The 26985-nt window shown below is 42.2% G+C and carries 28 protein-coding genes; 15 read left to right on the top strand and 13 right to left on the bottom strand.

Annotation, left to right across the window (positions count from 1 at the left end; genetic code table 11):
* Positions 1 to 3 precede the first annotated feature (3 nt).
* Positions 4 to 2091: a polyribonucleotide nucleotidyltransferase gene (gene pnp / locus CYK47_RS03195; protein WP_171407292.1), complete on the top strand. Its 2088-nt coding sequence runs from the start codon at positions 4 to 6 to the stop codon at positions 2089 to 2091.
* Between the two features lie 48 nt (positions 2092 to 2139).
* Here pnp and CYK47_RS03190 read toward each other — a convergent pair whose 3' ends face one another.
* From CYK47_RS03190 to CYK47_RS03170, 5 genes are all read right to left on the bottom strand, one after another.
* Positions 2140 to 2394 carry an HP1242/YdcH family protein gene (locus tag CYK47_RS03190; RefSeq protein ID WP_122898861.1) on the bottom strand — a complete coding sequence of 85 codons (255 nt, stop codon included), beginning with the start codon at positions 2392 to 2394 and terminating at the stop codon, positions 2140 to 2142.
* A gap of 77 nt (positions 2395 to 2471) precedes the next feature.
* Complete coding sequence (locus tag CYK47_RS03185) at positions 2472 to 2789, bottom strand: chaperone modulator CbpM (protein ID WP_122898859.1); 318 nt, start codon at positions 2787 to 2789, stop codon at positions 2472 to 2474.
* A gap of 301 nt (positions 2790 to 3090) precedes the next feature.
* Complete coding sequence (gene hslO / locus CYK47_RS03180) at positions 3091 to 3966, bottom strand: Hsp33 family molecular chaperone HslO (protein ID WP_122898857.1); 876 nt, start codon at positions 3964 to 3966, stop codon at positions 3091 to 3093.
* Between the two features lie 42 nt (positions 3967 to 4008).
* Entirely contained in the window at positions 4009 to 5856 is a 1848-nt protein-coding gene (locus CYK47_RS03175) for a cation:proton antiporter domain-containing protein (RefSeq protein ID WP_122898855.1), read from the bottom strand.
* A gap of 39 nt (positions 5857 to 5895) precedes the next feature.
* The gene (locus tag CYK47_RS03170; RefSeq protein ID WP_122898853.1) at positions 5896 to 8100 is read right to left on the bottom strand and encodes a primosomal protein N'; all 2205 of its coding nucleotides are present in this window, start codon (positions 8098 to 8100) and stop codon (positions 5896 to 5898) included.
* Positions 8101 to 8254: 154 nt separating this feature from the next.
* On the opposite strand from CYK47_RS03170, the gene gspF reads away from it, so the two are divergent.
* The 3 genes from gspF to CYK47_RS03155 all read left to right on the top strand — a co-directional run bounded on the left by gspF (position 8255) and on the right by CYK47_RS03155 (position 10555).
* Complete coding sequence (gspF, locus tag CYK47_RS03165) at positions 8255 to 9460, top strand: type II secretion system inner membrane protein GspF (RefSeq protein WP_122898851.1); 1206 nt, start codon at positions 8255 to 8257, stop codon at positions 9458 to 9460.
* A gap of 11 nt (positions 9461 to 9471) precedes the next feature.
* The gene (gene gspG / locus CYK47_RS03160) at positions 9472 to 9936 is read left to right on the top strand and encodes a type II secretion system major pseudopilin GspG (protein WP_286206917.1); all 465 of its coding nucleotides are present in this window, start codon (positions 9472 to 9474) and stop codon (positions 9934 to 9936) included.
* Positions 9937 to 10219: 283 nt separating this feature from the next.
* Entirely contained in the window at positions 10220 to 10555 is a 336-nt protein-coding gene (locus CYK47_RS03155) for a hypothetical protein (RefSeq protein WP_122898847.1), read from the top strand.
* Between the two features lie 78 nt (positions 10556 to 10633).
* On the opposite strand, the gene lnt is transcribed toward CYK47_RS03155, so the two are convergent.
* Both lnt and CYK47_RS03145 read right to left on the bottom strand, forming a co-directional pair.
* A complete protein-coding gene (gene lnt / locus CYK47_RS03150) occupies positions 10634 to 12193 on the bottom strand; it encodes an apolipoprotein N-acyltransferase (RefSeq protein ID WP_122898845.1) in 1560 nt (519 codons plus the stop codon).
* Positions 12190 to 13029 (bottom strand): CorC family transporter, encoded by an 840-nt coding sequence (locus CYK47_RS03145; protein ID WP_122898843.1) that lies wholly within the window; start codon positions 13027 to 13029, stop codon positions 12190 to 12192. Before CYK47_RS03145 ends, lnt begins: the two co-directional genes overlap by 4 nt.
* 157 nt (positions 13030 to 13186) lie before the next feature.
* Between CYK47_RS03145 and tusA the strand changes: the two genes are divergently transcribed.
* On the top strand, positions 13187 to 13438 hold the full coding sequence (gene tusA, locus CYK47_RS03140; protein WP_122898841.1) for a sulfurtransferase TusA: 252 nt from the start codon (positions 13187 to 13189) through the stop codon (positions 13436 to 13438).
* A 129-nt stretch (positions 13439 to 13567) separates the two neighbouring features.
* Here tusA and CYK47_RS03135 read toward each other — a convergent pair whose 3' ends face one another.
* Positions 13568 to 15280 carry an electron transfer flavoprotein-ubiquinone oxidoreductase gene (locus tag CYK47_RS03135; RefSeq protein WP_122898839.1) on the bottom strand — a complete coding sequence of 571 codons (1713 nt, stop codon included), beginning with the start codon at positions 15278 to 15280 and terminating at the stop codon, positions 13568 to 13570.
* Between the two features lie 184 nt (positions 15281 to 15464).
* On the opposite strand from CYK47_RS03135, the gene CYK47_RS03130 reads away from it, so the two are divergent.
* From CYK47_RS03130 to CYK47_RS03110, 5 genes are all read left to right on the top strand, one after another.
* Complete coding sequence (locus tag CYK47_RS03130) at positions 15465 to 16076, top strand: DUF1285 domain-containing protein (protein ID WP_122898837.1); 612 nt, start codon at positions 15465 to 15467, stop codon at positions 16074 to 16076.
* A gap of 40 nt (positions 16077 to 16116) precedes the next feature.
* Positions 16117 to 16983 carry a glutamate racemase gene (gene murI / locus CYK47_RS03125; RefSeq protein WP_122898835.1) on the top strand — a complete coding sequence of 289 codons (867 nt, stop codon included), beginning with the start codon at positions 16117 to 16119 and terminating at the stop codon, positions 16981 to 16983.
* A gap of 42 nt (positions 16984 to 17025) precedes the next feature.
* Positions 17026 to 18054: a DUF4062 domain-containing protein gene (locus tag CYK47_RS03120; RefSeq protein ID WP_122898833.1), complete on the top strand. Its 1029-nt coding sequence runs from the start codon at positions 17026 to 17028 to the stop codon at positions 18052 to 18054.
* 63 nt (positions 18055 to 18117) lie between these two features.
* The gene (hemH, locus tag CYK47_RS03115) at positions 18118 to 19137 is read left to right on the top strand and encodes a ferrochelatase (protein WP_122898832.1); all 1020 of its coding nucleotides are present in this window, start codon (positions 18118 to 18120) and stop codon (positions 19135 to 19137) included.
* 9 nt (positions 19138 to 19146) lie between these two features.
* Entirely contained in the window at positions 19147 to 19791 is a 645-nt protein-coding gene (locus CYK47_RS03110; RefSeq protein WP_122898830.1) for an MBL fold metallo-hydrolase, read from the top strand.
* Positions 19792 to 19826: 35 nt separating this feature from the next.
* Here the strand turns inward: CYK47_RS03110 and CYK47_RS03105 are convergent, their stop codons facing one another.
* Positions 19827 to 20006 (bottom strand): hypothetical protein, encoded by a 180-nt coding sequence (locus CYK47_RS03105; RefSeq protein ID WP_122898829.1) that lies wholly within the window; start codon positions 20004 to 20006, stop codon positions 19827 to 19829.
* 120 nt (positions 20007 to 20126) lie between these two features.
* Complete coding sequence (locus CYK47_RS03100; RefSeq protein ID WP_122898827.1) at positions 20127 to 20312, bottom strand: DNA gyrase inhibitor YacG; 186 nt, start codon at positions 20310 to 20312, stop codon at positions 20127 to 20129.
* A gap of 81 nt (positions 20313 to 20393) precedes the next feature.
* Here CYK47_RS03100 and CYK47_RS03095 point away from each other — a divergent pair, with 81 nt between their 5' ends.
* A complete protein-coding gene (locus CYK47_RS03095) occupies positions 20394 to 21035 on the top strand; it encodes a class I SAM-dependent methyltransferase (RefSeq protein ID WP_171407290.1) in 642 nt (213 codons plus the stop codon).
* Between the two features lie 3 nt (positions 21036 to 21038).
* Positions 21039 to 22238 carry a TIGR03862 family flavoprotein gene (locus CYK47_RS03090; protein WP_122898823.1) on the top strand — a complete coding sequence of 400 codons (1200 nt, stop codon included), beginning with the start codon at positions 21039 to 21041 and terminating at the stop codon, positions 22236 to 22238.
* On the opposite strand, the gene CYK47_RS03085 is transcribed toward CYK47_RS03090, so the two are convergent.
* On the bottom strand, positions 22235 to 22762 hold the full coding sequence (locus CYK47_RS03085; protein ID WP_353653404.1) for a hypothetical protein: 528 nt from the start codon (positions 22760 to 22762) through the stop codon (positions 22235 to 22237). The genes CYK47_RS03090 and CYK47_RS03085 overlap by 4 nt on opposite strands.
* 19 nt (positions 22763 to 22781) lie before the next feature.
* Positions 22782 to 23558, bottom strand: a complete 777-nt coding sequence (locus tag CYK47_RS03080; RefSeq protein WP_122898821.1) for a class I SAM-dependent methyltransferase — start codon at positions 23556 to 23558, stop codon at positions 22782 to 22784.
* A 121-nt stretch (positions 23559 to 23679) separates the two neighbouring features.
* Between CYK47_RS03080 and CYK47_RS03075 the strand changes: the two genes are divergently transcribed.
* From CYK47_RS03075 to CYK47_RS03065, 3 genes are all read left to right on the top strand, one after another.
* Positions 23680 to 24945, top strand: coding sequence for a hypothetical protein (locus CYK47_RS03075; protein WP_122898819.1), 1266 nt, complete (start codon positions 23680 to 23682; stop codon positions 24943 to 24945).
* A gap of 116 nt (positions 24946 to 25061) precedes the next feature.
* The gene (locus tag CYK47_RS03070) at positions 25062 to 25256 is read left to right on the top strand and encodes a hypothetical protein (RefSeq protein ID WP_122898817.1); all 195 of its coding nucleotides are present in this window, start codon (positions 25062 to 25064) and stop codon (positions 25254 to 25256) included.
* 75 nt (positions 25257 to 25331) lie between these two features.
* The gene (locus CYK47_RS03065; RefSeq protein ID WP_122898815.1) at positions 25332 to 26285 is read left to right on the top strand and encodes a 2-hydroxyacid dehydrogenase; all 954 of its coding nucleotides are present in this window, start codon (positions 25332 to 25334) and stop codon (positions 26283 to 26285) included.
* A gap of 26 nt (positions 26286 to 26311) precedes the next feature.
* On the opposite strand, the gene CYK47_RS03060 is transcribed toward CYK47_RS03065, so the two are convergent.
* Positions 26312 to 26788 carry a hypothetical protein gene (locus tag CYK47_RS03060; protein ID WP_122898813.1) on the bottom strand — a complete coding sequence of 159 codons (477 nt, stop codon included), beginning with the start codon at positions 26786 to 26788 and terminating at the stop codon, positions 26312 to 26314.
* Positions 26789 to 26985 lie beyond the last annotated feature (197 nt).

Raw genomic sequence — 26985 nt, 5'->3', positions numbered from 1 at the left:
TCGATGTTTAATATTATTCGTAAAGAATTCCAATTTGGTCAGCACCAAGTTGTACTTGAAACTGGTCGTGTAGCACGTCAAGCAAACACGGTTGTGATTACGATGGGCGGCGTAACTGTACTGGTTGCAGTTGTAGCGCAGCCTACAGCAAAAGCGGGTCAAGATTTCTTCCCGTTAACGGTTAACTACCAAGAAAAACAATATGCTGCGGGTCGTATCCCAGGTGGTTATGGTAAGCGTGAAGGCCGTGCGTCTGAAGCTGAAACTTTAATTTCACGTTTAATTGACCGTCCAATTCGTCCGTTGTTCCCAGAAGGTTACTACAACGAAATCCAAGTGACTGCAACTGTTGTATCTTCTGACAAAACCATGGAAGCTGACATTGCAGCTATGCTTGGTACATCTGCTGCACTTGCAATTGCAGGTACACCATTCCGTGGTCCAATTGGTGCGGCGCGTGTAGGTTTAATCAACGGTGAATACGTTCTTAACCCAAACCACGAACAGTTAAAAGAATCTGATCTTGACCTTGTGGTTGCTGGTACAGAATCTGCGGTGTTGATGGTTGAATCTGAAGCGAAAGAACTTTCAGAAGACCAAATGCTTGGTGCAGTACTTTTTGGTCATGATGAAATGCAAATCGCGATTCAAGCGATTAAAGAATTTGCTGCAGCAGCTGGCGCGAAAGAATCTGATTGGGTGGCTCCATCTAAAAACGAAGACCTTCGTGCAAAATTAAAAGAAGCTTTTGAAGCGAAAATTTCTGAAGCGTACACCATTGCAGTGAAACAAGACCGTTATGCAGCACTTGATGCACTTCATGCTGAAGCGGTTGCTCAATTCGTTCCAGAAAATGACGAAACGGGTATTGCAGACGAATTAAACGAACTGTTTGAAGATCTTAAATACCGTACAGTACGTGACAATATCTTGTCTGGTAAGCCACGTATTGATGGTCGTGATACCAAAACTGTTCGTGCGCTTGACGTACAAGTTGGCGTGTTAGATCGTGCACACGGTTCTGCATTATTCACGCGTGGTGAAACTCAGGCGTTGGTTACAACGACTTTGGGTAACACACGTGATGCCTTAATGGTAGATACCCTTGCAGGTACTAAAACTGATAACTTCATGCTTCACTACAACTTCCCTGCATACTCTGTAGGTGAAACAGGTCGTGAATCTGGTCCTAAACGTCGTGAAATTGGTCATGGTCGTTTGGCTCGTCGTGGTGTTCAAGCTGTGCTTCCTGCAGCGGATCGCTTCCCGTATGTGATCCGTATCGTATCTGACATTACAGAATCAAACGGTTCATCTTCAATGGCTTCTGTATGTGGTGCTTCATTATCTCTTATGGATGCAGGTGTGCCACTGAAAGCGCCAGTTGCGGGTATCGCAATGGGTCTAGTCAAAGAAGGCGAGCGTTTTGCAGTATTGTCTGACATCTTAGGTGATGAAGATCACTTAGGCGACATGGACTTTAAAGTAGCTGGTTCTGCCAACGGTATTACTGCGCTACAAATGGACATCAAGATCGAAGGTATTACCGAAGAGATCATGGAAGTTGCATTAAACCAAGCATACGCTGGTCGTATCCACATTTTAAATGCAATGAACCAAGTGATTTCACGCGCTCGTCCAGAAATTTCGATGCACGCGCCAACATTCCAAGTGATCAACATCAACCCTGATAAGATCCGTGATGTGATTGGTAAAGGCGGCGCAACTATTCGTGCGATTACCGAAGAAACTAAAGCAGCAATTGATATCGAAGATAATGGTACAGTGCGCGTATTTGGCGAAACAAAATCTGCTGCAATGGCTGCAATCGCTAAGATTCAAGCACTTACTGCTGAAGTCGAACCAGGTACAATCTACACAGGTAAAGTGATTCGTATTGTTGAGTTTGGTGCGTTCGTTAATATCCTTCCGGGTACTGATGGTTTACTTCATATCTCGCAAATCTCAAATGAACGTATTGCCAACGTTGCAGACGTATTGACTGAAGGTCAAGAGATCAAAGTACAAGTGGCTGATGTCGACAACCGCGGTCGTATCAAGTTAACTATGAAAGACATCGAACAAGCATAATTTGCTGTTTAGCGTCTAAAAAAAAGCCCGCTCATGTAGCGGGCTTTTTTATTGAGTTTGGGCTTGTTGTAGCATCAAATACATTTGATCTTTGAGCTTAAGCTTTTGCCGTTTTAACAGCTCAATGTCATCACGAATTTGATTAACAGGATCTTGTTCCAACAAATTGATCTCCCGATCAAGTTGTTCATGTTGTTCAAACATTTTGGCAAAATGAGGATTGTCTTCACGTAATTTGGGAATTAAATCCTTAAATTCGGGAAACATGAACTTGGTCTTTTTATTAGATTCTTTGGTCTTCATAGTGGGTGCATAGTCTCAACAAAGCGTCTATAGACATACAGCAGCTAACAAGCTGCTGTGCGAAAGGGATGCGCAACTTAACTATGAATAAAGTTGCAATGTTTTACTTGCTTACGCAGTTGTTGTACTTCATCAATCAGATCAAGCATCATGGCAACTGCAGAAAAACTGGCATTAAAATCGCGTTGTAAACGGTAGGCTTGTTGCGCACGCTCCACATCAGCAGCAAAGAATTGATGAATCCGCTCTTCAGGGCGGCGTGGCAGGATGTCATATTCTAAGAGTTGCAATACCCATTCTGGGCTTTGTTCACAAGCTTCAGCAAAGCTATGTAAGTCAAAACTTAACGGCTCTTCAACATGGTCTAGGGTTTCACGATAATGGATTGTGGTCATTGCCATCTCCTTATAATCGGGTGTAGCAGCGTCACTTTGCTACAGAAAAACTCTATTAAGCATAAAAGATTGCGCCTGTGACAACGCTATAGCTTTAGTTTGGAAAATGTGTATTTATTGTTGTACCCAAACCAATGTGACAAAAGCAATGTTTTGCCTATGCTTAATCTGTCTATTATTTGGTCATTATTCTATGTTTTTATGAATAAGCCTAGAGGGTATTTGTGAGGCTTTGTTGCAAAGCGATAAACGGTTAGGCATAAAAAAAGGCAGCCTAATGCTGCCTTTTTAAATAAAGCAATTAACTTAAATGTTCGCCAAATAAGCCTAAAGCTTCTTCTGCACTAAAGGTATATACCGTATTGCAGAATTGGCAATTCATATCAATTGGGTTTTGATGTTCGAGCGTTTCACGTACACCGCTGACGCCCAATTGCTCTAAAGCAACAGCACAGCGTTGTTTAGAACAGGTACAGCCAAATTTAAGTTGTTCAGCCTCAGGTAAACGCACTTCTTCTTCGTTATATAAACGATATAAGATGTCGGTTGCAGTTAAATCTGTTAATTCTTCTGCTTTGAGTGTGCTGGTGAGCATAGTTAAACGTGGCCATAAGTCTTCATCAACACGTTGCTGTTCTTCTTCGCTATTACGTGGTAATAATTGAATCAGTAAACCACCCGCGCGTTGTTCATTGCTGGCTAGGACAATACGTGTTGCAATTTGTGCAGATAAATCATAGTACTGCATTAAGCAACCTGCCAAAGTGTCATGCTCAAGCGGCACAATACCTTGATAACGTTGACCCACATCTGGCTCAATATTAATAAATAATACGGGTTTAACTAAAGTTTTTAATACAGTACTTGAATCGCTTGCTTGATTAAAATGCGGATCTTGCTCGTATTCTGCTAAAGCGCGTACTTCACCTAAATGGTTACATTCAGCCATAGCCCATTTTAAGGTGCCTGATGCTTGAATTTGTAAGCTAATACGACCTTGGATTTTTAGGGTACTGGCTAATAATGCTGTGGCACTGAGCATCTCACCCAGTAAAATTTTAATCGCAGGGGCATAGTCACGCTGCGCTAAAATGGTGGTTAAGGATTGCTCAAGATGCACCACTTCGCCACGAACAGGGCTATCTTCAATAAAAAAACGTTGACGTAAATCAGACATAAAATTCTCCAAACCCTGTCTTAATGGTGGCTATATTGTAAATCACAAGTCAGTTGCCTTCATCTGTTGTAATGCTGAGTCTGGCTTTAAATCATCCGCTGTTAATGCACTTACTTGGCTTTTAAGGGATAGATCCTGTGCGAGTAAATAATGTAACTCAGCTAAAGCCGCTTCTTGGGTTTGATATAGCTTAATATCATCGTACTCAATTTGCTGTTGTTGGCGTTGTAGCTTTTGGTCGTGAATACGAAACTGAGCAATGTTATCTTGAGCTTGCTGTGGCTGCATCCCTAAATGAATCAGACTATTTAGGGCTAAATCTAAGGCAGATAGATAGGTTTCTCGCCAAATATGTATGATGCCTAAATCACTTAAGAGATGCGCATGATGACGGTCACGCGCCCGAACCAAGAGCTTTAAATCAGGATAATGTAGCTGTAAATAACGCACAATATTGATGTTATCTTCCACATCATCGACAGCAATCACGGCAAGTTGCATAGCATTGAGCGGCAGTTTTTGCAGTGCTTGAGTATCTGTCGCATCCATCTTTAGTAAACAGCCACCATAAGCAGATAAATCCTGTGCGGGAGGCAGATGATTATCAATCGCTGTAAAAGCAATATTTTGCGTGTGTGCCACCCGTGCCACCAATTGTCCAACACGGCCAAAACCAATAATGAATAGCGGTGTGGGTGCAGTAAATTTAGGCTCAGTGGCGTTATCTGCTAAAGCTGCCGTCTTAAAACGTGGCACAAGATAGCGCTGACTAAACAGCATTAAAACGGGTGAGAGCACGAACGCCAGCATCAACAGTAGTAAATACGGTTCGAGTACTGTTGCAGGTGCAAGTTGGCTCGCAAAAGCGCTATACAGCAAAATAAACCCAAATTCACCGCTACTGATGAAGGCACTGCTGATTAAGCAGCTGTCTAACCAAGAGGCTTTAAAATAACGTGCTAAGGCCAAGTACATGCTGAGCTTAACCAAGAGCAGAACCAATAAGCCTAGCGCGAAAAATACAGGCTGTTCCAGCAGTAGTGATAGCGGTAGGCTCATGCCAAGCACAATAAAAAACGCGGCAAATACCAAGCCTTTAAATGGTGCACTATATTGAGCGATACGTTTGTGAAAACGCGAATCTGAAATTAAAAAGCCTGCCAGTAAGGCAGCTAAACTATCATGAATATTCAAAGCATCGAGTACAATAAAACTTAAACTTGCACTTAAAACCGCACTGGCTAAGACCAGTTCATGCGTGTGAGTCTGCTCTAAATATTCAAACACAGGTTGCAGCACATAGCGCTGGAGTAACCATAAACCACTCAGCGCAGCCACTACACTCATTGCATAGGCAAAGCTATGTTGCGGTGATGCGAAACCAATCAATATGGGTAAACAAGCAATTAATAGCACAGCCCATAGACTGTGTATTAAGCCAAAGTTAAACACTTGCTGACCTAAAACAGGGTTAAAGTGCTTTGGTAGTTGGATTTGTTGTTGTAATAAACTAAAGCTGAGTAAACTTAAGGCTGCACTGACAATAAAGCTGACCAAAATAGACAGATCGAATAACCAAATCCCGAGCATGGTCAGCACTAAAATACTCAGTCCGAGGGCATAGCTGGCAAATTGAATGTCTTTTAGTTTAAGTTGCATTAAACGAGTGGGTTGCAATTGCATCCCTATGAAAAACAACAAAAGTAATAAACCAAGATGCTGGAGTTGCTTGAGCTCAATACTTAATGGAATGAGGTCAAACACGTAAGGACCAAGGGCGATACCTGTTGCTACATAGCCGATAAGTGTGGGTAAACCGAGCCGTTTGGTGACTGGCACCATAACTAAGGCAAACGCCAAAATAATCGTCAATTGTATCAATAAAGACATGCGCCTTCCTTTGCAGCTTAAAGCATAGAGTGTACTGAATTAACTCAGTTCTTGTGGGTCAATATCTAGACTAAGTTTCATCTGTGCGGGCTTTTGTTGCAACAGATTCGGCCACCATACCCCCAACTGTAAATGCAATTGGCTACGCTCTGTCGCTAAAAGCACCATATGCGCATGAAAACGCCCCGCTTTGCGTTCCATTGGCGCGGGAATTGGGCCCCAAATGCTGATTTTCTGCGCTGACATATCACGTAAAAATTGTGCATGTTGAGTCAGCATATCTAGATTTTGATCTTGACTACGCGATTCGCAGCGCACTAAAGCGGCATAACGAAATGGTGGTAATTGCGCAATTTCACGCTCTGCCAAAGTTTGCTTGGCAAAAGCGCGGTAATCATGATTCACTATGGTCGAGAGAAGTGGATGATCGGGGCGTAAAGTTTGTAAATAAACATCGCCTTTACGTTCGCCACGTCCAGCACGCCCCGCCACTTGAATAATCAACTGTGCTGTACGTTCAGGGGCGCGAAAATCGACACTGAGCAAACCTGAGTCAATATCTAAAATCGCCACCAAGGTCACATAAGGAAAATGATGTCCTTTGGCCAACATTTGCGTCCCCAATAAAATGAGGGGTTCACTGCTATGAATCTTGTCATAAATTTTTTGCCAACTGCCAACTCGACTTGTCGAATCACGATCGACGCGTAACACTGGATAATCGGGGAATAATTCTGCGAGCTGTTCTTCGACTTTGCCTGTGCCTAAACCAATCGGTTTAAGTTCTTGATGATTACAGCTTGGGCAAGTATCTGGTTTACGTTGAATCGTGCCGCAGTGATGACAGTGTAAATGTACATAAGGCTGATGATGCACGGTAAAGTTAGCATCGCAATTGGGGCATTTGGCTTGCCATGCACAGCTGTCACAAATTAAAACTGGTGCATAACCACGTCGATTTAAAAATACCAAGACTTGTTCTTTTTTTTCTAAACGCTTTTTAATTTCGCCAATTAAGCTTTGGCTAATGCCATGGATTTTATTTTCGACTTTTAAATCCAAAACGTGAATTTTGGGCATTATCGCTGAACCAGCACGTTGATTGAGCTGTAATGCGGTCATTTTACCTTGCTTGACTAAAGCATAGCTGTCGATGCTTGGTGTGGCTGAACCTAAAACAATCGGACATTGTTGTAAATATGCTCGATACAGGGCTACATCTCGCGCATGGTAACGGAAGCTTTCTTGTTGTTTAAACGATAAATCATGTTCTTCGTCTAAGATAATCAGGCCTAAATTGGCCATCGGAGCAAAAATGGCCGAACGTGTGCCTAAAATAATCGAGGCTTTACCCGTTTGCGCATGTTGCCATGCTTGTAGGCGCTTTGAGTCATTTAAACCCGAATGCATTAAGACAATATTGCAATGAAAACGTGATTGGAAGCGACTAATGGTTTGTGGGGTGAGTCCAATTTCGGGTACCAATACCAAGACTTGTTTGCCCTGTTTTAAAACCTCTTGCATGACTTGCAAATAAACTTCGGTTTTACCACTACCAGTCAAACCATCGAGTAAAAAGGCTTGGTATTTATTTTTGGCTTTTAAAATGCTTTGAATCGCGACCTTTTGTTCATCATTGGCAGTCAGTGGCATTTGTGCCAAGGTCATGGGCATAGGACTAAAATCTTGCGGCTCAAGCACACAATCCACAATGCCTTTTTTTTCTAAGGCTTTTAAGGTGGAGGTTTCAATACCTGCTAAATTTAAAATATTTTCCGCCGTGCCAGTTGGATGCAGCTTTAACACTTTATAGGCTTCGCGCTGTTTTTCCGAACGTTTTAATTTATCTTCGGCAATAACATCTAATACCCGCCACATACGTGCTAATAAATTATAGGGTTTACCCTGACGCAATAAACTCGGCAAGGCGCTATGCAGTACCTCACCAAGTGGAAATTGATAGTATTTGGCTGCCCAATTCAGCAGTTTTAAGCTATTGGCATCTAAAATAGCGTGTTGGTCTAATAATTCGGTAATACTTTTTAGTTTAATATGAGGATCTAAGGGAGCATCAGGCGCTAACTTTTCGCTAATGATGCCGACTAAGTTTTGTCGCCCAAAAGATACCGCTACTCTTGCGCCCACTTCGGCTTGCTGATATTGACTTTCGGACAGCAGATAATCAAAGCAATCGTAGAGGTGGAGCGGAATGGCAACACGGATACGATAGTGAAGATGGGACATAGCACGCTCAACTTTAGCAAGTATAATCAACTGAGTGTGTGACAAGTAGTTATGTTAGAGTGATCACACAATTTTATAGCCCTCACTATGAATGATTTTGCGCAACAGACGCAACTGAAGTTCAGGGATTTTTTGGAAAAATTAGAGCATTGACATGCCTGCATATCAATTTACTGCGCTTGATGCGGCAGGGAAACAGCAAAAAGGCGTACTTGAAGCCGATTCAGCACGGCAAATTCGTCAGCAATTACGTGATCAACAGTTATTACCGATTCGCGTAGAGCCAGTCGAACAGAAAACAGATGCGGCACGCGCTACATGGTGGCAAAAAAAAGTGAGTGCTTACGATTTGGCTTTAATGACGCGCCAACTTTCGGTACTTATTGCCGCTGCGATTCCTTTAGAAGAAGCATTGCGTGCAGTGAGTAAACAATCGGAAAAAGCCCATGTACGCAACTTACTGATTTCTGTGCGTTCTAAAGTATTAGAAGGCTATTCATTGGCTCGCGCTTTAGATCAATCTGGGCATTTTCCTGAATTGTATATTGCCACCATTGCCGCAGGTGAGCGTTCGGGTCATTTGGATCTTATTTTAGAACAGTTAGCCGATTACACCGAAAATCGTTTTGCTATGCAAAAAAAGATTCAAGGGGCGATGATTTATCCGATTATTTTAATGCTGATGTCCTTTGCTATTGTCATGGGATTAATGACTTATGTGGTGCCCGATATTGTCAAAACCTTTGATCAAAATCCTGAGGCGTTGCCGTGGATTACCGTGGCGCTGATGTATAGCAGTGATGTGATTCGTATGGCATGGCCAGCGATGTTGCTGATGAGTGGCGTAGGACTGGTGCTGTGGCTACGCTTTTTAAAAACCAGTGCGGGGCATTATACCTTTGACCGTCTGATCCTTAAGTTACCGCTGTTAGGTAAATTATCGCGCGGGGTTAATGCAGCACGTTTTGCCAGTACCTTATCTATTTTAACTCAATCAGGTGTGCCCTTAGTAGATGCTTTAAAAATTGCCGCGGCAGTCAGTAATAACTGGGTGATTCGTGATGCAGTTAATTTGGCCGCGGAAAAAGTTACAGAAGGGGGCAACTTAGGGACGCAATTGGAGCGCAGTGGTTATTTCCCCCCTATGATGGTACAAATGATTAAAAGTGGCGAAAGTTCAGGCGAATTAGACCGTATGCTAGAGCGCTCTTCAACCATGCAAGACCGTGAAGTGACCAGTTTAATTAGTACTTTATTGGTTTTATTAGAACCTTTGATGTTGGTACTGATGGCGAGTATTGTGTTGGTGATTGTGATTGCGGTGATGCTGCCAATCGTCAATATGAATAATATGATTTAACAAAAACGTGTATGAACGAGATAAACATGAATACAGCAAAACAAGCTCTGCCACGTTTCAAACGTGCTGCGGGTTTTACCTTAATTGAAGTGATGGTGGTGATTGTCATTTTAGGCGTCTTGGCTGCGCTGATTGTGCCGAATGTCATGGGGCGCGGTGAAAAAGCCAAAGTTGATACGACTGTGATTACCTTAAAAGGTGTGGCAGGTGCACTCGATCAGTATAAATTAGACAACAGCCGCTATCCAAGTATGCAAGATGGTGGTTTAGAAGCTTTGGTGACGCAACCTGAGTCAGCGAAAAACTGGATGCCGGGTGGTTATGTTAAAGGTGGCTATCCAAAAGATAGTTGGGAAAATGACTTACAATATATCGCGCCTGGCAGCGAAGGTCGTGCCTTCGATTTATATTCATTTGGTGCCGATGGTAAAGAAGGCGGTGAAGGTACAGACGCCGATATTTACTACCAGCCTTAATTGAGAATCATTTTAGATTTTTAAATGATGGAATATATCACTTCAGTTAATCGAATCTTTCTATTTATACTGAAGTGATAATACATCTTAATTAGAAATATTATATTAAATTATTGATTTATATATATTAAAATAATAATTGCGTGATGCGACTTATAATAAGAATTATTCCCATAACTAATGATTACAATAATCGAAAAATATACTGATAAATAGGCTTTTTATTTAAAAAATAAACTCGCATAATGTCCTCAAGGCACTATTTTTGACCAAGGAGGATGGAATGAAAACATTAATTTTGTCAGATGAAATCAACCAATTCCATTGGTCAATGTTAAAGTCGGTACTACTGGTATTAAGCTTATTACCGATGAGCCAATTGTTTTTGAATGTATGGCAAAGCACCGAAGGCAGTAGTCAAATCATGCTGGGCTTTTTTGCGATTAGCTTATTTAGCGCTTTAACCTTATTAAGTTTTTGTTTTGCGTTACAGGCTACTGTGACTAAGCTTGAGCAAGCTGAAATGAGCCGCTTTGAGCAAGCTGTGGTGCAGTTATATCGTTATGTGCCCATGTTGTCACTGGCGAGTATGTTATCTTATTTGGCATTACAAGTGTAATAACAGCAAGATTTATTTAGATAAAAAATGCAAACCTAAGCTAAAAAAACCGAGGCCTAGACCTCGGTTTTATAGACTTTAACGACGTGATTTAAATGACACATCGACTTTTTTGGGACGGAACATCCAACCCAAAATCAGCAATAATAATGACAAGATTAAAATAGGCCAATCACTTAGACGGTTATATAAGGTTTGACCTTGCATTGCAGGCAATTCACCGCGTAACACGGTGCGTTGATCCATTGCGGCTTGCTTAACAATCTGACCCTCATGGTTAATGATGGCTGTGACCCCAGTATTGGTTGCACGTACAAACCAACGGCCATTTTCTTTAGCGCGCATTTGCACCATTTGCAAATGTTGCAGCGGGCCTGCCGTGTCTGTAAACCAAGCATCATTAGACACAGTCACCAAGAAATCACTTTGGCTAGCATTACGACGGGTTAAATTGGGATAAGCGACTTCGTAGCAAATGGCAGCACCTAAGTTTTGCTGCTTAATTTTAAGCGGCACTTGATCACTGGCACCACGGCTAAAACCACTCATAGATGGGTCATTTTGCAAGGCAGGTAATACCCAGCTGAGTAAACCAGACAATGGAATATATTCACCAAAAGGCACTAAACGTTGCTTTTTGTATAATCCTTCTGCTTCTGCACCCGATGCCATAATACTGTTATAGAACATTGCTTGGTCTTGGCGTTTAGACTCGGCTAAATCCCAATACGGAATACCGGTTACCCATGCCGTACCGCTATTTTTAGCCTGTTGTTGTATAATTTCTAAAAAGGGCTGAATATCCGTTTGGAACATCGGAATAGAAGATTCCGGCCATACGATTAAATCACGGCCCCATTCGCTACGGCTTAAATCGGCATAGATACTCAAAGTTTTGCCTTGGTATTCGGTGAGCCATTTTAAGTCTTGGGGAATATTGCCTTGAATTAAGGAAACAGAAAGGGGTTTTGTGGTTTTTTGCTCAACAAATTCAATTTGGCTGGCTGCCCAAGCACCCAATAATAAAATGGCTGATGGAATCACCCAAATAAAACGTTTACGGCATAGCTCGACCACAGCACAGGCTAAAACAATCACCACAAAAGACACGCCAAACACACCAAACAGCGGTGCATAGCCATCTAAGAAGTAACCTGTAAACGCATAACCTGCAAATAACCACGGAAAACCAGTAAACACCCAAGTTTTCGCCCATTCAAACAGTACCCAAAGTGGTGCAAAAGTCAGTGGTGTTTCAGGGAAGAAACGACGGTAGCTCCATGTTTGCAAGGCGCTAAATAAGCCCATCACGATAGCCATAATGGCAATCATTAAAATAGCCAGTGGTGCGGCGGTATCACCATAGACATGGATTGAGGTGTAGAGCCAAAAAGCGCCTACAAACCATAAGCCAATTCCGTAGCTTAAACCAATGGCAAACGCATGTTTGGCAGAGCGTTTATGCAAAGCTGCATAGAGTAATGCGGGTGAAAGCAGGGCAATGTACCACTGCTCAAACGGTGCTAATGCAAGGCTAAAAATAGCGCCAGCAAATAGCGCGAGCAAGATTGGATAAATCAGCGGCAAAGCTTTTTTCTGCTCTACATCACGGGCTAATTTGTTAAAATAAGCTCTCATTGACGTACAGCCTGAATCAACTGAATGGTACGTGCATCGGCTTGTAAAATGGTAAATTGCCAATCATCAATTTCGATGGTTTGTCCTTGTAAGTCACTGACTAAACCAATTTCTTGTAGCAATAAGCCGCCCATGGTTTCCACTTCATCATCAGGGAATTGGGTGTCAAGCATATTGTTAAAATATTCAATTGGGGTTAAAGCCTGTACCAACCATGTATTGGCTGTTTTAGGATCTTGATCTGGCACAATATATTCTGATTCTGGATCAGCTTTATCGTGCTCGTCTTCAATCTCGCCCACAATTTCTTCTAAAATATCTTCTAAAGTCACCAAACCTGAAGTACTGCCATATTCGTCAATCACAATGGCAATATGAGTTTGGGTATTTTTCAGCATACGTAACACTTGGTCAGAGCGAGCGCTTTCTGGTACAAACAGCGGCTGACGCATTAAGGCATGCACATTAATGTTTGGATTTGGATTAATTAAAAATGGCAATAAATCTTTGGCCAATAAAATCCCGACCACATTGTCTGGTTGATCCACCGAAAACACAGGAAAACGTGAATGCGCAGATTCAACCAAAACTGGCAAAATATCGATGAGCTGATCATCTTCTTGTAAACTGACAATCGCAGGGCGCTGGGTCATGACTTCGCGAATTTTAGTCGCAGGTAAGTCAAGCACACCTTCTAGCATGGCAACTGTGTCGGGCTCTAAAAAACGACGTGAATCTTGTACTAATTTTAGCAATTCATCGCGGGTTTCTGGGGCGGTACCTAACCATTTACGTAAACCGCGCATACCCCACGATGGGCCTGATTCCTCGTGCATGATCTTTCCTAAAGACTCTTAATATCAAAAAAACATAATTTTAATCATACCGAAGAAAATACGCTTGTCTATGTATAAACATGCCTGAAGCGCGGCAGAATTTAACTTTGTCTGAGATATGTTAAAATAATTCAGGTTTTTTATTCTGAGCGTCAGCATGAACGATATTGTTCCCAGTATTCAACTTAATACCCGCGGTTTGCGTTGTCCTGAACCAGTGATGATGTTGCATCAAGCGATTCGTAAATCTAAATCGGGCGATGTCGTTGAAGTGTTTGCTACAGATAACTCAACCTCTTGGGATATTCCTAAGTTTTGTATGCATTTAGGGCATGAGTTGTTATTACAAGAAGAACGCTTAGATGAAAATGGCAATAAAGAATTTCATTATTTAGTACAAAAAGGCTAATCGGCTTTGTAGTTACAAAAAAATCCCTGCCGCAGCAGGGATTTTTTTGTATGCGCAGAGTAGATGTCTGCTCAATACGAATTACATATTCGGGTATGAGAAGCAATGCTTCGCAAGCTTACCCTAACATTACATGTTAGGGTAATTCGGACCACCGCCACCCTCAGGCGTTACCCAAGTAATGTTTTGTGATGGGTCTTTAATATCACACGTCTTACAATGTACACAGTTGGCCGCGTTAATTTGGAAGCGCTTAGAACCGTCGTCATTGTCCATCACTTCATAAACTCCAGCTGGGCAGTAACGCTGCGCAGGCTCATCCCATTTTGGTAAGTTCACATTGACAGGAATAGAGGCATCGGTGAGTTTTAAATGCGCTGGCTGATTCTCTTCGTGTACCGTATTGGATACGAATACAGAAGATAAACGGTCAAAGGTCAGCTTGCCATCTGGTTTTGGATAGTTTGGCTTAAAGTTTACTGCATCGACAGTTTTCAGTGCGCTAAAGTCTGGCACTAAGTCATGTAAAGTAAACGGTACTTTAAATACGTTTTGGTCGATAAAGTTAAATGCGCCGCCACCAAATGTGCCAAATTTATGCATTGCAGGGCCAAAGTTACGCGCACTGTGTAACTCTTCTTTCAGCCAGCTATTGTTAAATTTGTCGGTATATGCTGTTACTTCTTTAATAAAGAAGTCTTCGCCTTCTGTTACACGGGCAATGGCTAAATCACCGCCTTTTTCTACACCGGCAGCAATCGCTTCAAAGACCGCTTCACCACACAGCATGCCTGATTTCATGGCAGTATGTGAGCCTTTGATTTTGGCAAAGTTTAAGAAACCTGCGTCATCACCAATTAAACAACCACCTGGGAAGGTAAACTTTGGTAGTGAGTTTAGACCCCCTTTAACCACCGCACGCGCACCATAAGAAATACGCTTACCACCTTCTAGGAATTGCTTAATTAAAGGATGAGTTTTCCAGCGCTGCATTTCCATAAATGGATACATGTGCGGGTTTTGGTAAGAAAGATCGACAATCATACCCAAAGTCACTTGGTTGTTTTCTGCGTGGTATAACCACCAACCGCCTGACGAACCAGTTTCAGTTAACGGCCAACCTGCACCGTGCATCACTGTACCGGCTTTATGTTTAGCAGGGTCAATTTCCCACAGCTCTTTAATACCAATACCGTAGTGCTGTGGATCAGCATCTTTGTCTAAATTAAATTGCGAAATTAAACGCTTACCTAAATGACCACGGCAGCCTTCAGCAAATAAGGTGTATTTGGCATGTAATTCGTAACCCGGCATAAAGTTATGCGTTGGTTCGCCATCTTTACCAATACCCATGTCGCTGGTTTGAATACCTTTTACTGTACCATCTGCATGATACAAAATTTCAGAGGCAGCAAAACCTGGAAATACCGATACTTCTAACTCTTCGGCTTTGGTATTTAACCAACGCACCACGTTACCGAGTGAAATGACATAGTTGCCATCATTGTGCATGGTTTTTGGCACCATCCAATGTGGCATTTCTTGTGATTTTTCATCAGAAAGTAAGAAATAAGTTTTATCTTCTGTTACTGGAACATTGAGCGGTGCGCCTTGTTCTTTCCAGTCTGGGAACAGTTCATTCATGGCGCGTGGTTCTAAGACCGCGCCTGATAAAATATGTGCACCGACTTCGGAGCCCTTTTCCACGACACAAACGGACAAATCGTTTAGGTTATTTTCAATTGCAAGTTGACGAATTTTGATCGCAGCAGAAAGGCCAGCAGGGCCTGCACCAACGATGACTACGTCAAACTCCATCGATTCACGTTCGATGTGTTCCATGTAGGACTCCTCATATTATTTAAGGGTGGCAACCGATGATTTCCTTCAGCGGCGCTGCCATGAGTGTGCTTAATACTTTGGCATGATGATGATCATACCTTGATTGTGGGTTAGTATAGTTTTAAACCGAGTTCTAGCCAATTGGCTGAATCCTATTATTTTTACGTCAGACAGGTATTTAACTATGGAAAATCAAAATAATTCCAATCATCCGACGCAAAATCCAGTCAGCTCTGATAATAAAAACTTAAATTCAATAGCACAATATGCAAAAACTGGACAGGCGGGTCACGAAAAGTCAATTCCACCTCTAGAGACTTGGCATCCAACTCGTTGTGGATCAATGGATTTGATTGTAAAAGCCAATGGTGAATGGTGGCACGAAGGTCAATTGATTAAGCGTAAAGCCTTAACGGATTTATTTGCTCGGGTACTTTGGAAAGAGCAGGATAAGTTTTATTTAAAGACCCCAGTCGAGATGATTGAAATTCAAGTTGAAGATGAACCTTTGTTGATTCAATCTGCCAGCCAAGTTGAAATTGCTGGCAAAACCTATATTCAACTGCGCAGTAATCATGACGATGAAATTATTGTTGACCAAGCACATCAGCTTTTTATGCGTGATTACCAAGGTCAAGCGCGTCCTTATGTGCATGTTCGCTTTGGCATTAATGCCTTGATTGGTCGCGCGGCATTCTTTCATTTAATCGAAATGGGCGAGCTTGTTGAAAATGCCGACGGCACTACAATTTTACAGCTACAAAGTGGTGATTTACGCTTGCAATTACAAAGTTGAGGTTTAAGCTTATCTGATTATTTCTCGCATTATTATAGCTATGAGTACGCGCTATCCTCTACCTCCTTTAACTGATCCTATGCCAAAGGCAGTGGCGACTGCGCCGATTGGGATTTTTGACTCAGGGATTGGTGGATTGTCGGTGGCGCAAGAGATTGCCCGTTATTTGCCAAACGAACAGATTGTCTATTTTGCTGATACAGCGCATGTTCCGTATGGCCCGCGTTCTGATCAAGAGATTCGCGAACTCACCGCACATGCCATTGAATGGTTATATCGCCAAGGGTGTAAAGTGGCGGTGGTAGCCTGTAATACTGCTTCTGCTTTTAGCTTGGATTATTTACGTGAACATTATGGCGAAAATTTTCCAATTATTGGTTTAGTACCTGCACTTAAGCCCGCGGTTTTACAGACAAAAACAAAAAAAGTTGCGGTACTTGCGACGCCTGCCACATTTCGCGGTAAATTGATTAAAGATGTCATAGCACGTTTTGCAGAACCTGCTAAGGTACAAGTACTGCCAGTGACCTGCTTAGATTTAGTGCCTTTTGTTGAGGCAGGGCAACAAATGAGCCCTGCTTGCTTAAGTACTTTACAAGCATTGCTTGATCCGGTGCTCGTGCAAGGGGCAGATCATTTGGTTTTGGGCTGTACTCATTATCCATTTTTAAAACCTGCGATAGAGCATTTATTTGCCGAGCAGTTAAGCTTAATTGATTCAGGTTTGGCTGTAGCGCGACAAACTGCACGAATTTTGATAAAAAATAGCTTATTATCTGAACAGCAGTACACAGCAACACCACGAATTCGCTGTTATGTAAGCGGTGGTAATGCCGACCAATTACAACCGATTTTGCAGCGTTTAATAACAACAGACATTTCATGGACTCTTGTTAATTTGAATTAGTACACAACAATGACAACGATAAGCATGACACGGGGAGCAGGCATGCAGGACAAGCGCTATCAAGTTTTTATTGCAACTTCGGGGTCGGACATGCGCCCTGAACGCATTAATTTGAGCCAAATTTTAATTGGAATGGGCTTTTTCTCATGGGGGCTTGAACAACGTACCCCATTAAGTACTGCTTTTGCGCGTCGTCAAATCGATGAAAGTGACTATGTATTGTTATTGTTGGGTAGCCAATATGGCGAGCTCTCTGTATCTGGGGTCAGTTACCTACATCTAGAATATTTATATGCTAAAAGTAAACAGAAACCGATTATTTTGATTCTGCATGAAGCACCAGACAGTCGTGCTGTTGAGTTGCGTGAAAGCAAAGCTGATTTAATTGAAAAGTTTAATAATTTCCGTCAGCAATTGATCAGTGAAAATGAGCATGTATTTAGTTATCGGACTTTACGCGATCTAGAGCTGGTACTGCGTCAGCAAATGCCACAAATGTTAGAGCGTTATCCTGCGATGGGGTGGGTGCGTCCTGAAGGCACGCAAAAATTGTTGGATGAAATTGAAAAACTCAAACATCAACTGACTAAACTAGAAATCGATCAAGGGCGCCGTGATGCAGACCCCGTCATGAATGTGCAAAAAGTGGCGATGCATGATGATTTTGAGTTTGAATATCGGATTCATGCTTATCAAGATGGTAATTTTAAAGAATTAAAACTGCTGCGTAAAATGACTTGGGCTCAATTACTGTTGGTGTTGGGCGAAACTTTTGCGCGTAGTATGCCAGAAGAATATTTTAGTAAACGTTTAAATGATTATTTAAATGAAACTGCGATGGATGAGGCGAGAGTACAGATGCCACGAATACATGCAGTGGCACGCGCGCAAATTAATATTCGCGCGCTACATCATATCAAATCGCAGATGCGTCAAAACGAGTGGATTAGCCCCTATAGTCGAGATGAGCGCCAGCGTTTATTGTGGAAAATCAGTCCTAAAGCACAAAAGTTATTAGAAAGTCGCTTACTGGATAGTCATCGTGTTTCTCAATTAAAATCCTCGAATTAATCCATATAAAGCTCACTTAAAAAGCTGTTAAAGTAGGCTCACATTCCTAAGGGTGCCCATGTCATGACGTCTGTACACAAGCCAAAAGTGAGCATTATTGTTGCCAATTTAGGTACGCCAGATGAACCGTCTGTTGCTGCAGTAAGACGTTTCTTAGCGCAGTTTTTATCAGATCAACGTGTCATCGAGATTCCTAAACCCCTCTGGCAGATTATTTTACGGCTATTTATTTTACCATTTCGACCTAAACGTGTGGCAGAGGCTTATGCCAGCGTATGGCGCGATGATTCGCCCATGCGAGAGATTTTGTTGCAACAAGTTGCCCAGCTTCAACAACAATTAGTCACACAATTTCCTGAATTTGAATTAAATATTGTGCCTGCTATGACCTATGGTAATCCCGGGATTCAGCAGGTTTTAACGCAGTTTAGCCAAGATCCACAAGATCATGTGATTTTACTACCGCTATTTCCGCAATATTCCGCAACATCTACTGCGCCACTTTATGATGCATTGGCAAAATGGATGCTGAAGCAACGCAATTTGCCAGGTGTTAATATTATCCGGGATTATTATCAGCACCCACTGTATATCCAAGCCTTGGCACAAAGTGTACGTGACTTTAGAGCAGAGTATGGTACAGCGGAAAAACTGTTGATGTCTTTCCACGGTATTCCGCAGCCTTATGCCGACAAAGGCGACCCCTATGCTGATCGCTGCCGTATCACTGCCAAACTAGTGGCCAAAGAATTGGGCTTAAGCGCAGATGAGTGGGCAGTGAGTTTCCAATCGCGTTTTGGTAAGCAAGAGTGGGTTAAACCTTATACCGATGCCTTATTACAAGAGTGGGCCGAGCAGGGCGTTCAGTCGGTACACATTATGAGTCCGGCTTTTTCGGCAGACTGTTTAGAAACTTTAGAGGAATTGGCGATTGAAAACGCCGAAAACTTTAAGGCGGCAGGTGGGCAAGATTATGCCTATATTCCAGCCCTCAATCAGCGTGATGATCATTTACAATTGCTAAGCCAATTGCTTCAAGCTAATCTTGAGGCCTTACGCCAGACACTGGCTATTTCGCCTTGAGGATTGCCTATGTTGCAAGTTCAAATTGTGCCGGTGACGGCATTTTCCCAAAATTGCTCGATTGTTTGGGATAAAGACAGCAAAGATGCCATTTTAATTGATGCAGGTGGTGAACCCGACAAACTGCAAGCTGTGGTAGAAGAGCTTGGTTTAAATGTCAAAGCACTGTGGTTAACCCATGGCCATTTAGACCATGCTGGTGCAGTAGGTAAACTCAAAGCACTTTGGAATGTACCTGTGATTGGCCCGCATAAAGACGATGCATTTTGGTTAGATCAAATCCAAGAAGTTTCAGCACGCTATGGTTTCCCGATTCCTGAAAAAGTCACGGTAGATCAGTGGTTAGAAGGGGGCGAAGTGCTGACTTTAGGTGAAGAAAAATTTGAAGTACGTTTTGCGCCAGGGCATACTCCAGGGCATGTGATGTTCTATAACCAAAACTACGGTCTATTATGGACAGGCGATGTGTTGTTTAAAGGTTCAATTGGACGTACTGATTTTCCGCGTGGTAATCATCAGCAATTATTAGACTCCATTCAACGTGAATGCTTTAGTCTGCCAGATGAAACACAATTTATTTCAGGCCATGGCCCACTTTCAACTATTGGTTATGAAAAACAACATAACCCATTTGTGGCCAGTCAAGCGGGTTGATGCATAGAAAAAAGGCCAGTTAAACTGGCCTTTTTTTAGCGAAATGGATGGCGATGAATGCGTCTAATTTCGGGTAGTACCAATAAGGCAGCACATTCAAGTAAAGCACCAATTAGTATACAGATCAGATCTGAAGCATAGATGCCAATGCTTAAGAAAAATAAACCGAAACTGGCTAAGAATATGACCATAATTTTTAGCGTGAGCGCTGTCATTTTTATATCCCCCTGTCGTTATAAAGAATGATGTTGCTGCGGGTCGCGGTTATTATTGGTCAAACACTACACAAATGCCAGTACAAATCACAACAAAATATTTCTTAGTTACACTTGTAATTAATATTGATTTTCATCTTGATCACCTAAAGCTGCAGGTGCATCTTGAGTAGGGAGTTTATAGTCTTCATTTGCCCAAGCACCTAAATCAATCATCTTGCAACGTTCTGAACAAAAAGGACGAAAATCATTATCTTGCCATGTGGTCTGAGCAGCGCAGCGTGGGCATTGCAATGTGGTCGGCATAAGTTTCTCCTGAAAATGAGCAATAGATTAGGCAAAAACCAGCACACTTGATAGACTTGTGCAGATTTTTTTAAGTTTGATCTGATTATGCCAATTCGTCAATTTCAAGCCCAACGTATGCGCGCGCCCCGTGACTTTCAAGCGATTAGCAACAGCCCAATTTGTGTTGAAATTGGTGCGGGTAAAGGTAAGCATGCCTTATTGTTTAGTGCCAGTCATCCCCAACAGCAATTGATTGCTATTGAACGTACGCGTGAAAAGTTTTTGGCGATGCAAAAGCAGCATCAAATTGAAGGTCAAAGCAATTTAACCCCTGTACATGCCGATGCGTTGCCTTGGGTGGTGCATGCATTGTTTCCGCAGCAAGTGCAGCAATTCTTTATTTTGTATCCAAATCCTGAGCCACATAATCCTGCGCAGCGTTGGCTGAATATGCCGTTTTTTGAATTTTTATTGTCGCGCTTACAGCCGGGTGGTCAGATTACCTTAGCCAGCAATATTCCAGAATATATTCAAGAGGCCCAGCAACAATTGATTGACGTGTGGCAGCTACCATTTGTCAAAGAAAAAATCGCTGCGAGTTCGGCACGTACCCATTTTGAAGTGAAATATTTAGAGCGCGGTGAATTATGTCAGCAGTTAATTATTACTAAGCCTGCGGATTACACCACACGTTTTGACGACTTTGCCCCATTGCAAGGGCAAAATGCGGTTGCAGAATAAACCATGAAGCGCATTGCAATTATTGGTGCAGGTCCTGCCGGTTTAATGGCAGCAGAAGTGCTGAGTCAATTTGATTATCAGATTCAGGTATTTGAGCAAAAACCCTCTGCGGCACGAAAATTTTTAATGGCCGGTAAAACAGGTCTGAATATTTCACATGCTGAAGATGTGGCGCAGTTTATTGCGCGCTATGATCAAGCTGAATGGCTGGCATCTTGGATTCGACAATGGGATGCCAACTGGATTCAAAATTGGATGCAGGGTTTGGGTATTCAATCTTATGTGGGCTCATCGGGGCGGATTTTTCCGCTGGAAATGAAAGCTGCACCTTTATTACGCGCATGGCTAAAACGTCTGAACGAGGCTGGGGTCGAGTTCTTTTATCGCCATCAAGTTAAAAAATTGCAGCACAACCGCTTAACTGTGTTGGATTTAAAACAGGATCAAGCGCGTGTTGAGCAATTTGATGCGATTGTTTTAGCTTGCGGGGGGGTATCTTGGTCACAACTTGGTAGTGATGGTGCATGGCAAAGTTGGTTGGCGCCAGAGCAGATTGAGCCATTTCAAGCCAGTAATGCCGGCGTAGAATATCCATGGTCAAAGTTTATGCAGCCCGTATTTGGGCAGCCATTAAAACGTGTAGCGGCATGGGTGGCGGATGGCGAAAAAAGCACAGGCGATATTGTGATTAGTCATTATGGCTTAGAAAGTGGTTTGATTTATAAACAAGGCCGTGCTTTACGTAGCATGTTAAAAAGCACTGCAATGCAACTCAGTGTAGATCTCATGCCTGAGTTAAGCGTTGTGGAATTAGCACAAAAGCTCGCCCCAAATAAAAAGCAGTCTTTAACCAATGTATGGCGTAAAGCCGGTTTAGATAGTGCCAAAGCCAACTTAGTCCGTGAGTTAGTGCCCAAAGCAGTATGGCATGATGCACCAGTTTTAGCGGCAGCCATTAAACACTTAACGCTTAACTTAAGCGGTTTTCGCCCGATTGAAGAAGCCATTAGCTGCGCAGGTGGAATACGCCGTGAAGTGCTGAATTCCGATTTGGCTTTTCAGCAGCAGCCTTATTTATTTGCTTGTGGCGAAATGCTAGATTGGGATGCACCCACAGGTGGCTATTTACTCACGGCTTGCTTTGCGACAGGTCGTGCCGCAGGGCAAGGTGTGCACGCCTATTTGCAAGGCACTACGGCTTAATTTTGCTGACTATATTGCGCTTGCCAATGTTCTAGTTGTTCATGCGCATGTAGAAAGTCGCCAATGCCTTGCATCGGAATTTGCTGTTGAGTCAGTTGGCTATTGCCTGTGATTTTATTAGCATAAAGTTGATTTTGCTGTTCCCAATAGCTATACATAATGCCTTGAATATAGCGACCTTGTTCGGTCTTAAGATTTAAATCCTTGAGCATGAGCAGAGCAGACTGAATATTGTCACGTTTACGCAATAAGGCAAAATCTTCGCTTAAGCTACCCTCTTGGCGCATCTGAATCAGTTCATCTTCGGTGGCATCACTCATGGCAGCAAAACGCTGTTCATAATCAGTTAAGGTGGTGAGATCATCTAGATCATCGGCAGTCAGTGCAAAGCGCTTGACAGGTTGGGTAATTAATTCTTGCATTAAACTATCTTGCGCCTTAGGCGATTCTGATGGTTCTTGACAAGCGGTTAGGCTGATTACAGTACCGAGTAAAACAGGAAAAATAAGGTACCTAATATGCATCATCGTCTCGTTATTGTACTTAAGGCAATTTTTTAAAATGGTAGGCAAAGGTTTCATAAGGAAAGCAAATTTCCTCATGTGGTCGAAGCCCCGTATAGTCAAAGACAATTTTTTCAAATTGTTGCTTAAGGTGTTGTTGCTCATCCTGAGGCAGGGCAGCAATAAAACTGGTTGACAGCAAACGTTTAGACACGACTTGTTCGACTGTACCAATATGTTGCTGTGGAAATACTTTTAAACTTACAATATCAAATAGATTTTGATTTTCAAAGACTTTTTTCCATTGTTCATTGTGATAACGCGGTGTATCACGTTCCAAAGGGGCAATATAGTCAGCTAAAGCTTTGACCCAATTGACCCGACAATCACGTTGATTCCAAATTAAGCCCAAGGCTGCATGGGGATGTAAAATCCGATAAATTTCTGCCAAGGCGGTGGGATTGGCAAACCAATGAAAAGACTGCGCGCAAATCACTGCGTCCATAGTTTGATCTGGAAAAGACAATTGTTCACTTTTGGTTTGAAAGGTTGCAATGTCTGGAAAGTTATCTGCTAGTTGCGCCAGCATTTCGGCAATCGGTTCAACTGCGTTAATATGGGCACTAATGGGTTGTAAATACGGCAAAAACTTACCTGTCCCCGCACCTAAATCAACAATATGGCTGTGGCTGCTTAAATTCAGCTCTTGTAACAACCAAGTGGTCATGGCATTGGGATAACTCGGTCGCACATTTTCATAAAGCGCTGCTGCCAGACTAAATCCTTGTGCTGCGGCAGGATGCAATGATTGTGTCATATTTTGTGCTTTTTAATCTGCTTGATATCTATAAAATAGCATTATTCATCGCGCTGACAAGTAGGTTTGCGGATTGTAACCTTGGGAATAAAAATAAGCGCCTAACGCTTTGGGTTGAGACATGGAAAAACAGATTATTTTTGAAGATCAGCATATACGTGTGATTTGGATGCCGGGCAGTTCCGAGCAACTCATCTTCTCGTTTGGTGATTTAATTACCCGAGCCAAAGGCAATAACATTAATGCCGAAAAATCACTGGCTAAGTATCAATTTAATGTGATTGGTATTATGCCGAAGGAGCGTTCGTGGTTTCCAGAGCAGTCGATGCATGCCATGTTAGAGGTAATTACCCCGCTATTGGCCAAGTTTAAACAGCGGGTTGCTTATGCAGGCTCGATGGGTGGCTATGCCGCGATTAAATATTCCAACATGTTACAGTGCCAGCGAGTTGTCGCATTAGTACCGCAATATTCGATTGATCCTAATGATGTGGATGATCCACGCTATAACATGTTCTTTCATCAAGAACATAACCATAATATGCGCGTAAATCCTGAAGATGTGTCGGCGACCTGCGAATATATCATTGTCTATGATCCTTACTGTGTCGAAGATCGTCGTCATTATGAAAAATTAAAAGCAGTGTTGCCCAATCTGCATACGCTCAATTTACCCTTTACAGGGCATGATGCGATTGCTGTATTGGCCAGTTCCGAGCTACTCAATGAATTTTTAACCCGCGAATTTGATGCAGAATTTTTCTATCAAAAAATGCGTCAAGTCAAAAAGAATAGTAAATTTTATTATCGTAAAGTGATTGAAAACTTACTGCCACGACACCGTTTTGCTTTAGGGCGCATTCTAAAGAACAACCACTTAGCTTTAGATCAGCAGTTTTTTGACAGCAAACTCAAACAAAGTTTGGTGCGTGAGTTACTCAGCAATAAGCAAGTCAGCCAGCAAGATTTAGAAAAGCTTGGCATTCAGTTTAATTTACCGCAAGAAAATCAAAATCATCTATTAGATAGTTTTGGGCATGCTTTGGTATTTAATGTCATTAGTCAAAATATCGAAAGCTATACTTTCGATGCGATTGACCTCAATCATAAGTTCTTGATTCCTATTTATGCTCAACATAATGCTTTGGTGAGAATTTTGGTTAATGATGAACCTTATTTAATTACTATGAATGATCGGCACATTATGAAACTGTGTAAAGTGCAAGATCCTTTAGGGGTGGGGATGCATCCTTTAATGTTAAAGAAATATAGCGATTACTATGTTTTAAGCTATAAAGACTTGAATTTAAGCAGTAATGCCTTTGGTGCCACCGAATTTAGCGACAGTTTAAACGAGCGTAGTCAGTTTGTGACGCAGCTTGATTAAGCACGCATTGTGCCATGTAAGTTGGGACTATAGTCTAAAATTTAAGCACTTGCTTTTATGTGTGGATGTCTTAAGATCGAAATGAGGTCATGAGCATGGCACAGAAGGAGAGTGTAATGCCGCAGAGTATTTCAATGATGTGGGTGCTATTGGCTGCATGCAGTCCGAGTTTAGCCTTTGCAGAGAGTATTAGTGCAGCGGCGTACATCACCATGGGTAGTGGTATTTTGGTGGTGATTGGACTAGCGCTCTATATTGTTAAACAAATGCGTTATCTGATTCGTCAACATCACAATAAGCCTGCCGACTAAGCAGGCTTTTTAGTGCTTGAATATGCAGCACTAAATTGGCTTTAATAAAGCTTTGTGATTGCCAAGGATAGCCCGATGCAGGCGGTATTTTTAGATTATCAATCTTTAGATCAAAACGATTTAGATTTAACAGGTTTAGCTCAAGACTTTAGCCACTTAGAATTATTTGCCGCAACCGAACCTGAGCAAGTCTTAGCACGCATTCAAAACGCTGATGTGGTGATTAGCAACAAAGTTAAACTAGATGCTCCTATTTTAAAGCAGTGTCCTAAGCTGAAACTGATTTTAATTTCTGCCACAGGCACCAATAATATTGATTTAGCCCAAGCCAAAGCGCAGGGCATAGTAGTGTGTAATTGCCAAGCTTATGGTACGGCTGCCGTGGCACAGCATACCTTAATGCTGATGCTGAATTTAGCCACGTCTTTTGTGCAGTATGATCGCGCGGTACGGGCAGGCAAGTGGCAGCAAGCCAAGCAATTTTGTTTACTGGATTTTCCTATTGTTGAGCTTGCCGGCAAAACCTTGGGGATTGTGGGCTTTGGCGAGCTGGGTCAAGCGGTGGCAAAACTGGCTGAAGCGTTTGGTATGCAAGTGAGGGTGGCGCAATTACCGAATCGTCCTTTGCAAGCGGATCGGGTTGCCTTGGTAGAGTTGCTGCCACAGGTAGACTTTTTAACGCTGCATTGCCCATTAACCGATGACACGCGTGATTTGATCTCGAGTGCAGAACTACAAGCAATGAAATCTTCTGCGTTTTTAATTAACTGTGCCCGTGGTGGCATTGTCAATGAAGCGGCCTTAAAACAAGCGCTCGTGAGTGGTGAAATTGCCGGTGCAGCAACAGACGTTTTAACAGTAGAGCCGCCTATGCACGGTCATCTATTACTTGATGATAGCATTCCTAATTTACTGATTACTCCACATAGTGCATGGGGCAGTGTCGATGCTCGGCAACGTATTGTCGAGCAAATGCGCGAAAACTTTGCTGCTTTTCAGGCAGGTCAGCCGATTCGCCAAGTCAATTAATTTGCGCCGTGCTCAGCACGGCTTTTTTAATGCTGCTGATTAGAAAAATAGTCATCTTCAATTTCAGTTGGAATTTGCTCAATAATAATGCGTGGTTCTCTGCCACTTAAGCTAGATAAATCGACTAATTGTGGAATATGAATAATATTATTTGTCGAGAGTGGCGCTAAGCTGATTACCTTAGTTTGAGTTTGAGTTTGAGTTTGAGTTTGAGTTTGAGTTTGAGTTTGAGTTTGAGTTTGAGTTTGAGTTTGAGTTTGAGGCTCAACAACCGTGCGAGTTGAATAATCCGTTTGTGGGGTCAGTGGCAAGCTAACAATATGCTGCTCTAATACTGCAGATTGTTCAGTGATAATAGGCACATCTTCAGATAGATTGACCTGTTCAACGAGAATTGGTTGATCTGCGGCTTGTCTAGGCGCAATGAGCTTTTGCTTAGTTTTATACAGCAGCACACGCATTAAATTGGGATTATCGCCATAGCTCGGTTGCTGATATGCCATATGGCTAGAAGCAAAGCTTGCTGTAGCCAGTGTCAGGGGTAGCAGGCTGATAAGGATGTGAGTTGTAAAGCGTAGTTTAAATATCATAGTCATTGATAAACGAAGAGCTTTTAAAATCACGAGAATTGTAAAGTTTTTAACCAATATGTGATACAAATTTTAATATTATTATTTTATGTGATTTATATCACTTTTAT

This window comes from Acinetobacter sp. B51(2017), assembly GCF_003711395.1.
Classification (GTDB): Bacteria; Pseudomonadota; Gammaproteobacteria; order Pseudomonadales; family Moraxellaceae; genus Acinetobacter.
This window is presented reverse-complemented; position numbering and strand designations above follow the sequence as displayed.

Excerpts from the sequence above, each read along its gene's own strand:
- CYK47_RS03090 (WP_122898823.1), top strand. The coding sequence starts at position 21,039 with ATGAAGCGCATTGCAATTATTGGTGCAGGTCCTGCCGGTTTAATGGCA.
- CYK47_RS03135 (WP_122898839.1), bottom strand. The coding sequence starts at position 15,280 with ATGGAACACATCGAACGTGAATCGATGGAGTTTGACGTAGTCATCGTT.
- murI (WP_122898835.1), top strand. The coding sequence starts at position 16,117 with ATGAGTACGCGCTATCCTCTACCTCCTTTAACTGATCCTATGCCAAAG.
- CYK47_RS03065 (WP_122898815.1), top strand. The coding sequence starts at position 25,332 with ATGCAGGCGGTATTTTTAGATTATCAATCTTTAGATCAAAACGATTTA.
- CYK47_RS03085 (WP_353653404.1), bottom strand. The coding sequence starts at position 22,762 with ATGCATATTAGGTACCTTATTTTTCCTGTTTTACTCGGTACTGTAATC.
- CYK47_RS03155 (WP_122898847.1), top strand. The coding sequence starts at position 10,220 with ATGAAAACATTAATTTTGTCAGATGAAATCAACCAATTCCATTGGTCA.
- pnp (WP_171407292.1), top strand. The coding sequence starts at position 4 with ATGTTTAATATTATTCGTAAAGAATTCCAATTTGGTCAGCACCAAGTT.
- gspF (WP_122898851.1), top strand. The coding sequence starts at position 8,255 with ATGCCTGCATATCAATTTACTGCGCTTGATGCGGCAGGGAAACAGCAA.
- CYK47_RS03170 (WP_122898853.1), bottom strand. The coding sequence starts at position 8,100 with ATGTCCCATCTTCACTATCGTATCCGTGTTGCCATTCCGCTCCACCTC.
- CYK47_RS03100 (WP_122898827.1), bottom strand. The coding sequence starts at position 20,312 with ATGCCGACCACATTGCAATGCCCACGCTGCGCTGCTCAGACCACATGG.
- CYK47_RS03190 (WP_122898861.1), bottom strand. The coding sequence starts at position 2,394 with ATGAAGACCAAAGAATCTAATAAAAAGACCAAGTTCATGTTTCCCGAA.
- lnt (WP_122898845.1), bottom strand. The coding sequence starts at position 12,193 with ATGAGAGCTTATTTTAACAAATTAGCCCGTGATGTAGAGCAGAAAAAA.
- CYK47_RS03080 (WP_122898821.1), bottom strand. The coding sequence starts at position 23,558 with ATGACACAATCATTGCATCCTGCCGCAGCACAAGGATTTAGTCTGGCA.
- CYK47_RS03120 (WP_122898833.1), top strand. The coding sequence starts at position 17,026 with ATGCAGGACAAGCGCTATCAAGTTTTTATTGCAACTTCGGGGTCGGAC.
- CYK47_RS03175 (WP_122898855.1), bottom strand. The coding sequence starts at position 5,856 with ATGTCTTTATTGATACAATTGACGATTATTTTGGCGTTTGCCTTAGTT.
- gspG (WP_286206917.1), top strand. The coding sequence starts at position 9,472 with ATGAACGAGATAAACATGAATACAGCAAAACAAGCTCTGCCACGTTTC.
- CYK47_RS03105 (WP_122898829.1), bottom strand. The coding sequence starts at position 20,006 with ATGACAGCGCTCACGCTAAAAATTATGGTCATATTCTTAGCCAGTTTC.
- CYK47_RS03145 (WP_122898843.1), bottom strand. The coding sequence starts at position 13,029 with ATGCACGAGGAATCAGGCCCATCGTGGGGTATGCGCGGTTTACGTAAA.
- hemH (WP_122898832.1), top strand. The coding sequence starts at position 18,118 with ATGACGTCTGTACACAAGCCAAAAGTGAGCATTATTGTTGCCAATTTA.
- CYK47_RS03060 (WP_122898813.1), bottom strand. The coding sequence starts at position 26,788 with ATGGCATATCAGCAACCGAGCTATGGCGATAATCCCAATTTAATGCGT.
- hslO (WP_122898857.1), bottom strand. The coding sequence starts at position 3,966 with ATGTCTGATTTACGTCAACGTTTTTTTATTGAAGATAGCCCTGTTCGT.
- CYK47_RS03070 (WP_122898817.1), top strand. The coding sequence starts at position 25,062 with ATGCCGCAGAGTATTTCAATGATGTGGGTGCTATTGGCTGCATGCAGT.
- CYK47_RS03110 (WP_122898830.1), top strand. The coding sequence starts at position 19,147 with ATGTTGCAAGTTCAAATTGTGCCGGTGACGGCATTTTCCCAAAATTGC.
- CYK47_RS03185 (WP_122898859.1), bottom strand. The coding sequence starts at position 2,789 with ATGACCACAATCCATTATCGTGAAACCCTAGACCATGTTGAAGAGCCG.
- CYK47_RS03130 (WP_122898837.1), top strand. The coding sequence starts at position 15,465 with ATGGAAAATCAAAATAATTCCAATCATCCGACGCAAAATCCAGTCAGC.
- tusA (WP_122898841.1), top strand. The coding sequence starts at position 13,187 with ATGAACGATATTGTTCCCAGTATTCAACTTAATACCCGCGGTTTGCGT.
- CYK47_RS03075 (WP_122898819.1), top strand. The coding sequence starts at position 23,680 with ATGGAAAAACAGATTATTTTTGAAGATCAGCATATACGTGTGATTTGG.